Origin of the sequence: Streptomyces olindensis, assembly GCF_040645895.1 — a bacterium.
Classification (GTDB): domain Bacteria; phylum Actinomycetota; class Actinomycetes; order Streptomycetales; family Streptomycetaceae; genus Streptomyces; species Streptomyces olindensis.
In genome coordinates, this window is sequence record NZ_JBEYZD010000140.1 from 1 (window position 1) to 8,602 (window position 8,602).

An 8,602-nucleotide genomic window follows, 5' to 3' on the forward strand; every position below is an offset into this window, starting at 1 on the left:
ACCGCGGTGGCCACCATCATCCTGCTGTTCCTGGCGCTGCCCATCGTCGTCATCCTCGTCACCTCCTTCAGCAACAACGCCTTCGCCTCCTTCCCGCCGGAGACGTGGACGCTGAACTGGTACAAGGCCCTGTTCGCCGACGGCAGCAAATGGCCGGCCGCGCTGTCGCTGAGTGCCCTGATCGCGGCGTTGAGCACCGTGTTCTCCCTGATCATCGGGGTGACCGCGGCGACGGCCCTGGTCCGCAGCGAACTCCCCCTGCGCTCCGCCGTTTTCGCGCTGGTCCTCGGACCGCTGGTCATCCCGCAGATCGTCACCGCACTGGGTCTGTTCCTGTTCTTCGAGCCGGCCGCGATGCTGGGCAGCCCGATCGCCATCGCGCTGGGCCACACGGTGCTCGCCTCACCCATCGCGGTGCTGATCCTGATCGCGACGCTGCGCGGCATCGACGAACGCCTCGAGGACGCCGCCGCCAGCATGGGCGCCGGCCGCCTCACCATCGCAAGGAAGATCACCTTCCCTCTGGCGGCCCCCGGGATGATCGCGGCGGCGATCTTCTCCTTCATCACCAGCTTCGACGAGTTCTACATCGCCCAGTTCCTCTCCTCGGTCGACACCGTCACCCTGCCGGTGCAGGTCTACAACTCGCTCACCTTCGAGATCGACCCGAGCGTGACCGCGGTCAGCGCGATCCTCATCGCCTTCGCCATCCTCGCCCTGGGCTTGGTGGCCCTGGTGCGCTGGCTGGGCTCGGGGCGACAGGACTCCCTGCTCTCGGTCGAGAACACGGTCGGCGTCGCCAACCCCGGAGGCGAGGCCGTATGACCACCACCGCCGCCGCTCAGCTGACCGCGGCCACCGCTCAGCGGCACCTGCTGCTGCACATGACCGCCAACGGATCGCTCGGCGACCAGGGCGAAGACCTCCTCGTCGTCCAGCGAGGGGAGGGCCCGTACGTCGAGGACGCGGACGGCAGGCGCTACATCGACGGCCTGTCGGGGCTGTACTGCTGCCAGCTCGGTTACTCCTACGGCGGTGAGTTCGCCGAGGCAGCCGAACGGCAACTGCGTGAACTCTGCTACAGCCCGCTGTGGACAGGGTCCGCGCACCCCACGGCCATCGAACTCGCCGAGCGGCTGTCCCGGATCGCCCCCGTCGACATCGAGCACACCTTCTTCTCGAGCGGCGGCGCCGAAGCCGTCGAGACCGCCTGGAAGATCGCCCGCCGCTACCACGCCCTGCGCGGGGAGCCGGGCCGCACCAAGGCGATCGCCCGGCGCGGCGCCTACCACGGCCTGACCATCGGCACCCTGTCGTTCAACGACGACCCCGGCCTCACGGAGCCGTACGGCCCGCCGGCGATCGACACCCGGTTCGTGTCGAACACCAACCGCCGCGGCCTCGCACCGGAGTTCGCGGACGACGAGGTGTACACGGCATGGCTGCTCGCGGAGTTGGAGGCCGCGATCCTGACCGAAGGCCCGGAGACCGTCGCGATGCTCATCGCGGAGCCGGTGCAGAACCGGGGTGGCTGCATCACCCCGCCCCAGGGCTACTGGCAGGGGTTGCGGGCGCTGGCCGACCGGTACGGCTTCCTGCTCGTCGCCGACGAGGTCATCACGGCCTTCGGCCGGATCGGCGAGTGGTTCGGCGGGGACCGCTACGGCGCCCGCCCGGACATGGTCACCGTCGCCAAGGGCATCACGGCCGGATACGCCCCCCTGGGCGCGACCCTGGTCGGCACCAAGGTCACGGAGGTCATCAACCGGCCCGGCGCGATCCTCAACCACGGTTACACCTTCGCCGGGCACCCGCTGAGCACGGCCATCGCCCTGCGCAACCTGGAGATCATGGAGCGGGACCGCATCCTGGACAACGTCCGCGGTCTCCAGGGCGACCTGGCCAAGCGCATGGCGGCCCTCAAGGACCTGCCGATCGTCGGCGACGTCCGCGGCACCGGGTTCTTCTACTCCTGCGAACTCGTCGGCGACCTCGACGACGGCGCCTTCAGCGCCAAGGCCCGAAGCGAGCTGATCGGCGACCTGATCCCGCGTCGGCTGCGCGAGGCCGGCCTGCTGGCCCGCGTCTACAACCGCTCCGCGCCGCTGGTTCAAATCGCGCCACCGCTGATCAGCGACCGCCCTCTCCTCGACCGTATCGCCGCGATCATCGCGGGCGTCCTCGCCGAGGCCTCGGCCCGCATCTGATCCACCCTCTTGGAAAGGATCCACATGTACTCCATCGGTCCGCTGACCGTCGCCCCCGGCGAGCGCGCCCACGGCCTCATCCCGGTCGGCACCAGCAGCTACGGCGTGGAGCTCGGCATTCCGCTGATCGTCGTCAACGGCGCCCACGACGGCCCCGTCCTGTGCGTGGACGCGGGCGTGCACGGCGACGAGTACGACGGCCAGGAAGCCATCCGCCGCGTTCTCGCCGAGATCGACCCGGCCACCCTGCGCGGCACCGTCGTCGGCATCCCCTGCCTCAACACCCCGGCCTTCGAGGCCGCAGCCCGCGCCAGCGGCATCGACCACCTCAACCTCAACCGGATCTTCCCGGGCGACGCCGAGGGCTCGTACTCGCAGCGTCTGGCCGCCACCTTCGTCGAGCAGGTCGTGCCGGCCGTCGACGCCGTGGTCGACCTGCACACCGGCGGCGCCTACGGCGAGATCGCCCCCCTCGTCATCCTCCAGGGCGGGTACGAGAACCTGGCGACGGACCTCGCCCTCGCCGCCGGACACGAGCTGGTCTGGAAGGGCGGCAAGTGGGGCGGCACGGTCCGCCACCCCGTCCTCGAAGCCGGCAAGCCCGCCATCACCATCGAGTGCGGCGGCGCCACCTACCGCGAGACCAACGTCGAGCACCACATGAGCTCGATCCGCAACATCCTGCGCAGCCTCGGCATGATCGACGGCGAGGCGCGGCTGCGGGACACCTACACGACGGTCTCCGGCACCTTCGCCCGGTCCGCCTCCGGCGGCTTCTTCGTCGCGCGCGCCGAGCCGGGGGAGACCTGCAAGGAAGGCGACCTGATCGCCACCATCACCGACCACTACGGCACCACGCTGGAAGAGGTCGTCGCGCCGCAGGACGGCATCGTGCTCTGGGTCCGCCGGATCCGCACGGTCCGCCCGGGCGACGAGGTCGTCATCTTCGGCGAGGTGCTGGGGGAGATCCAGCCATGAGCGACGAACCGCAGCTGACCGACATGCAGCTGACCGAGTTGCTGATCGACGGCAAGCACCTCCCCGCCGCCGACGGACGCTCCTTCACCGTCCTCGACCCGTCGAACGACACGGCCATCGCCCAGGTGGCGCTGGGCGGCAAGGCGGACGTGGACCAGGCGGTCGCCGCCGCGCGCGCGGCCTTCACCGCTCCCGAGTGGGCCGGGCTGCGTGCCGCCGACCGGGGGCGCATCCTGTACCGGATCGCGGAGGCCATCCGCTACCAGGGTGAACGGCTGGCCCGCCTGGAGAGCCAGGACGTCGGCAAGCCGCTGCGCCAGGCGAAGGCGGATGTCGAAGCGGCGGCCCGCTACTTCGAGTTCTACGCGGGCGTCGCCGACAAGCTCGGCGGCTCGACGGTCCCGCTCGGCCCCGGTCTGCTCGACTACACCGTCCGCGAGCCGATCGGCGTCTCCGGCCACATCATCCCGTTCAACTACCCGCTGCAGAACACCGCGCGGGGCTCCGCCCCGGCGCTGGCGGCGGGCTGCACCGTGGTGCTCAAGCCGTCGCCCGAGGCGCCGCTGACCCCGCTGGAGATCGGCAGGATCGCCCTGGAGTGCGGCCTGCCGCCGGGCGTCCTCAACGTCGTCCCCGGTGACGGCGAGACCGGCGCGGCCCTCGCCGGGCACCCGGACATCGACCAGGTCACCTTCACCGGCTCGGTGGCGACCGGCATCAAGGTCGCCCAGGCGGCCGCAGCCAACGTGGTCCCCTCGGTCACGGAGCTGGGCGGCAAGTCCCCGGTCATCGTCTTCGCCGACGCCGACTTCGACGCCGCGCTCGGCGCCGTCGCCGCCTCCGCGTTCGGCAACGCCGGGCAGACCTGCTCGGCCGGCACCCGGCTGCTCCTCCAGCGCGGCGCCGAGGAGTTCCTGGACAAGCTCGTCGCGCACGCCGCCTCCCTCAGCATCGGCCCCGGGCTCAGCGACCCGGACGTCGGCCCCCTCGTCGCCGCACGGCAGCGGGACCGGGTCCTCGGCTACCTGGAACTGGCCCGCGAGGAAGGCGCCGTGGCACGGGCCGGCGGAGGCGCCCCCACCGACCCGGAGCTGGCCGACGGCTACTACGTCCAGCCGACCGTCCTCACCGGACTGGACAACCAGGCCCGGTGCGCCCGCGAGGAGATCTTCGGCCCCGTCGTCACGGTCATCGAGTTCGACGACGCGGACGAGGCACTGGAGATCGCCAACGACAGTCCGTACGGCCTGGCCTCGTACGTGTGGACCCGCGACATCGACAAGGCGATGCGGCTGGCCGAGGGCATCCGGGCCGGCCAGGTGTATGTCAACGCCACCGGCGTCGGCACCGGAGTGGAGCTGCCCTTCGGCGGCTACAAGCACAGCGGCTGGGGCCGGGAGAAGGGCCTCGAAGGTCTGGGCAGCTACCTGCAGACCAAGAACGTCTGCATCGGGTTCGGGAACCGGTCATGAGATACCGCACGCTCGGTGAGCGCGGCCCGACCGTCTCGGTGGTCGGCGTGGGCGGCAACAACTTCGGCGCCCGCCTCGACGAGGACGGCACGAAGGCCGTCGTCCACGCCGCCCTCGACGCCGGGATCACCCTGTTCGACACCGCCGACATGTACGGCGGGTCCGGGGAACGGGGCGGCTCCCGCGGCGACGGGGAACGGCTCCTCGGGGCCGCGCTCAAGGGCAGCCGGGACCACGTGGTGCTGGCCACCAAGTTCGGCATGGAGATGAGCCGGGACGCCGACCTGTACGGCCCGCGTGGGTCCCGCGCCTACCTCCGCTACGCGGTGGAGGCGTCCCTGCGCCGGCTCGGCACCGACCGGATCGACCTGTACCAGTACCACGAACCGGACGGCGTCACGCCGCTGGAGGAGACGGTCGCCGCGCTCCAGGAGCTGGTCCACGAGGGCAAGATCCGGTACATCGGCTGCTCCAACCTCCCGGCCGAGCAGATCACGGACGGCTTCGTCTCCACGCAGGCGCGCTACCACCTGCTGGACCGCGGTGCGGAACGGGACCTGATCCCGGCCTGCCTGCGCCACGGCGTCGGTCTGCTGCCGTACTACCCGCTGGCCAACGGCCTGCTCAGCGGCAAGTACCGCCGCGGCGAGCGGCCCCCGCCCGGCAGCCGGCTGTCCTGGCGGCAGGGCTGGCTCACCGACGCTGCCCTCGACAAGGTCGAGGCGCTCACCGAGTACGGCGCCGAACGCGGCCTGACCCTCCTCCAGGTCGCGGTCGGCGCACTGGCGGCCCTCCCCGCCGTCGGCTCCGTCATCTGCGGAGCCATGACACCTCAACAGGTCACCGCCAACGCGGCGGCGGCCGACTGGATACCGAGCCCGGCCGACCTGGCCGTACTGGACGCGATCGTCACCCCCGGCGAACGCGTCGTCTGAAGCCCCCACCCCTGTTTGAAGAACCGCGAGAGCAAGGCTGGACACCATGCGAGAGATCGTCACCTTCGACGCCTACGCCACCCTGATCAACTTCGAGCTCGGTCCCACCACCCTGAAGGTCCTGGAGGACCGGCTCGATCTGGACAACCTGGATGTCGACGAGTTCCTCGACGACTTCCGCGTCATGCGCTTCCAGGCCGTGCTGGAGGCGTACCGCCCTTACCACGAGGTCCTGCACTCCAGTCTGCGCAACGCCATGCGCCTGCACGGCCTGGAGTACCGCGAGACCGACGGCGAGGCCCTCGTGGACGCCGTCCCCACCTTCGGCCCCTGGCCGGAGGTCCCGGAGGCCCTGCGGAAGCTGAAGACCAAGTACGAGATCGCCATCATCTCCAACTCCGACGACAACCTGATCGCGCGGAACGTCGAGAACATCGGCGTGGATTTCGACTACGTCATCACCGCCCAGCAGGCCGGTGCCTACAAGCCGGACCGCCAGACCTTCAAGCACGCCTTCCGGACCATGGGTGTCGAGTCGTCGCAGGTCATCCACGTCGCCCAGGGCTGGGAGTACGACCACATCCCGACCCGCGACCTGGGTCTGAAGCGCCGGGTGTGGATCAACCGCTACGGCCGCAAGGGCAGCGCCGACTACCAGCCGTACGACGAGCTGCCCGACCTGTCGGGCCTGCCGAAGCTCCTCGGCTGCTGACCCGCGGCGCACCGGCGACACAGGACTGAAAGAACTCAGAGGACGCACGCCATGAAGCAGATCCCCTACTGGATGGACACAGCCCCCGCCCTGCCCGACCGTTCCGGGAAGGACCTGCCCGACGAGGCGGATGTGGTGGTGATCGGTGGCGGCCTCACCGGCCTGTCCACCGCTTACCACGCCGCCCGCAAGGGCGCCCGGGTCGTCCTCGTCGAGAAGGACCAGGTCGGTTCGGGCGCCTCCGGGCGCAACGGCAGCCACTGCAACCCCGGCATCACCATCAGCCCGGCCCAGGCCCGCCAGCGCTACGGGCAGGAGCGCGCCCGCGAGCTCTACGACGCGTTCCGCGACGCTGTGGACGTCGTCGAGGAGATCGCGGTCAAGGAGAAGATCGACTGCGACTTCCACCGTGCCGGGCGCCTCGGCTTGGTCTGCAAGCCCAAGCACCTCGAGGGCATGCACGCCAAGCAGCGCGACCTGGCCGAGAACTTCGGCCACGAGACGGTCGTCCTGAGCAAGAGCGAGCTGCGCGCCGAGCTGGGCTCGGACCACTACCACGGCGCCCTGCTCGACCCGCTCGGCGCGGCCCTGCACGTGGGCAAGTTCGTCGTTGGCCTGGCGGACGCCGCCGAGCGTGCCGGTGCCGAGATCCACGAGCGCAACGCCGCCACCGGCCTCACCCGCCTCCCCGGCGGCGGCTTCGTGGTGGAGACCATGCGCGGCACCATCCGTGCCAAGCAGGTCATGGCGGCGACGGACGCCTACACCGACCAGTCGATGCCGTGGTTCCGCAAGCGGCTGATCAACGTCGGCAGCTTCATCATCGTCACCGAGCCGCTGGGGGAGGCGCGCGCCAAGGAGCTCATCCCCAACGGCCGCCTGCTGGTCGCCCACAAGAACGTCGGCAACTACATCCGTCTCACCCCCGACAACCGCCTCGCCTTCGGCGGCCGGGCCCGCTTCGCCCCGTCCAACCCGGCGTCCGACGTCAAGAGCGGTGACATCCTCAAGCGGGAGATGACGGAGATCTTCCCGCAGCTGGCGGGGGTGCGCATCGACTACGTGTGGGGTGGCATGGTCGGCTTCTCCTGGGACCGCATTCCGCACGCGGGCGAGGAGAACGGCCTGTACTACTCCATGGGTTACTGCGGTCACGGCGTGCAGATGGCCACCTACATGGGCCGCGCCGTCGCCGAGATGATGGACGGCAAGCCCGAGGCCAACCCGATGCGCGGCTTCGGCTTCCCGAAGGTGCCCGTCCCCTTCTACAACGGCACACCCTGGTTCCTGCCGTTCGGCGGCGCCTACTACAAGGCGAAGGACCGTCTGCTCTGAGCAGGCGCCGACATCGGTGACACACCGGGGGCCTTCCCACAGCCGTGCGGGAGGCCCCCGCGATGTCCTCTGAGAGAAGGCCGTACATCCATGACCGCCGTCACCCGTGGCGAACACGATCTGCTGGGCGACCGTGACGTTCCCGCCGACGCCTACTGGGGTGTGCACACCCTGCGGGCCACGGAGAACTTCCCGATCACGGGCATGCCCATCTCCGCCTATCCGCACCTGATCGACGCTCTCGCGGCCGTCAAGGAGGCCGCCGCCCTGGCCAACGAGGAGCTGGGGCTGCTGGATCCGAAGAAGGCCGGCGCGATCGTCGCGGCCTGCCGGGAGATCCGTTCCGGCAAGCTGCACGACCAGTTCGTGGTCGACGTCGTCCAGGGTGGGGCGGGCACCTCGACGAACATGAACGCCAACGAGGTCGTCGCGAACCGGGCGTTGGAGCTGCTGGGCCACGCGAAGGGCGAGTACCGGTACCTGCACCCCAACGAGGACGTCAACCTCGGGCAGTCGACGAACGACGTCTATCCGACCGCCGTGAAGATCGCGACGGTGTTCGCGGTGCGAGGCCTGCTCAGGGCGATGGCGGTGCTTCAGGACTCCTTCGCCCGCAAGGCGCTCGAGTTCCGTGACGTGCTCAAGATGGGCCGCACGCAGTTGCAGGACGCGGTGCCGATGACGCTGGGTCAGGAGTTCTCCGCGTACGCCGTGATGATCGAGGAGGACCGCTCCCGGCTGGCCGAGGCGGTGGAGTTGATCCATGAGATCAACCTGGGTGCCACGGCCATCGGCACCGGCCTGAACGCCCACGCCGGATATGCCGAGGCGGCCCGCCGTCACCTCGCGGCCATCACCGGCCTGCCCCTGGTGACGGCGGCGAACCTGGTGGAGGCGACGCAGGACTGCGGGGCGTTCGTGCAGATGTCGGGTGTGCTCAAGCGGATCGCGGTCAAGCTGTCC

The 8,602-nt window shown here is 70.2% G+C and carries 8 protein-coding genes; all 8 read left to right on the plus strand.

Annotated features, from left to right (window positions below):
* On the plus strand, window positions 1–825 hold an 825-nt coding region (locus ABZ948_RS40235; RefSeq protein ID WP_359768090.1), incomplete at its 5' end, for an ABC transporter permease.
* The gene (locus ABZ948_RS40240; protein WP_359768091.1) at window positions 822–2,207 is read left to right on the plus strand and encodes an aminotransferase class III-fold pyridoxal phosphate-dependent enzyme; all 1,386 of its coding nucleotides are present in this window, start codon (window positions 822–824) and stop codon (window positions 2,205–2,207) included. The genes ABZ948_RS40235 and ABZ948_RS40240, both read left to right, overlap by 4 nt.
* 24 nt (window positions 2,208–2,231) lie before the next feature.
* The gene (locus ABZ948_RS40245) at window positions 2,232–3,185 is read left to right on the plus strand and encodes a succinylglutamate desuccinylase/aspartoacylase family protein (protein WP_359768092.1); all 954 of its coding nucleotides are present in this window, start codon (window positions 2,232–2,234) and stop codon (window positions 3,183–3,185) included.
* Window positions 3,182–4,657 carry an aldehyde dehydrogenase family protein gene (locus ABZ948_RS40250; protein WP_359768093.1) on the plus strand — a complete coding sequence of 492 codons (1,476 nt, stop codon included), beginning with the start codon at window positions 3,182–3,184 and terminating at the stop codon, window positions 4,655–4,657. The genes ABZ948_RS40245 and ABZ948_RS40250 overlap by 4 nt, the downstream gene beginning before the upstream one ends.
* Complete coding sequence (locus ABZ948_RS40255; RefSeq protein ID WP_359768094.1) at window positions 4,654–5,592, plus strand: aldo/keto reductase; 939 nt, start codon at window positions 4,654–4,656, stop codon at window positions 5,590–5,592. Before ABZ948_RS40250 ends, ABZ948_RS40255 begins: the two co-directional genes overlap by 4 nt.
* A 46-nt stretch (window positions 5,593–5,638) precedes the next feature.
* Window positions 5,639–6,304, plus strand: coding sequence for a haloacid dehalogenase type II (locus ABZ948_RS40260; RefSeq protein WP_359768095.1), 666 nt, complete (start codon window positions 5,639–5,641; stop codon window positions 6,302–6,304).
* 51 nt (window positions 6,305–6,355) lie between these two features.
* Window positions 6,356–7,639, plus strand: coding sequence for an NAD(P)/FAD-dependent oxidoreductase (locus tag ABZ948_RS40265; protein ID WP_359768096.1), 1,284 nt, complete (start codon window positions 6,356–6,358; stop codon window positions 7,637–7,639).
* A 90-nt stretch (window positions 7,640–7,729) separates the two neighbouring features.
* Window positions 7,730–8,602 (plus strand): lyase family protein (locus ABZ948_RS40270; RefSeq protein WP_359768097.1); only part of this gene is annotated, 873 nt, incomplete at its 3' end.

Coding starts and splice junctions, on each gene's coding strand:
- ABZ948_RS40240 (WP_359768091.1), top strand. CDS start 822: ATGACCACCACCGCCGCCGCTCAGCTGACCGCGGCCACCGCTCAGCGG.
- ABZ948_RS40245 (WP_359768092.1), top strand. CDS start 2,232: ATGTACTCCATCGGTCCGCTGACCGTCGCCCCCGGCGAGCGCGCCCAC.
- ABZ948_RS40250 (WP_359768093.1), top strand. CDS start 3,182: ATGAGCGACGAACCGCAGCTGACCGACATGCAGCTGACCGAGTTGCTG.
- ABZ948_RS40255 (WP_359768094.1), top strand. CDS start 4,654: ATGAGATACCGCACGCTCGGTGAGCGCGGCCCGACCGTCTCGGTGGTC.
- ABZ948_RS40260 (WP_359768095.1), top strand. CDS start 5,639: ATGCGAGAGATCGTCACCTTCGACGCCTACGCCACCCTGATCAACTTC.
- ABZ948_RS40265 (WP_359768096.1), top strand. CDS start 6,356: ATGAAGCAGATCCCCTACTGGATGGACACAGCCCCCGCCCTGCCCGAC.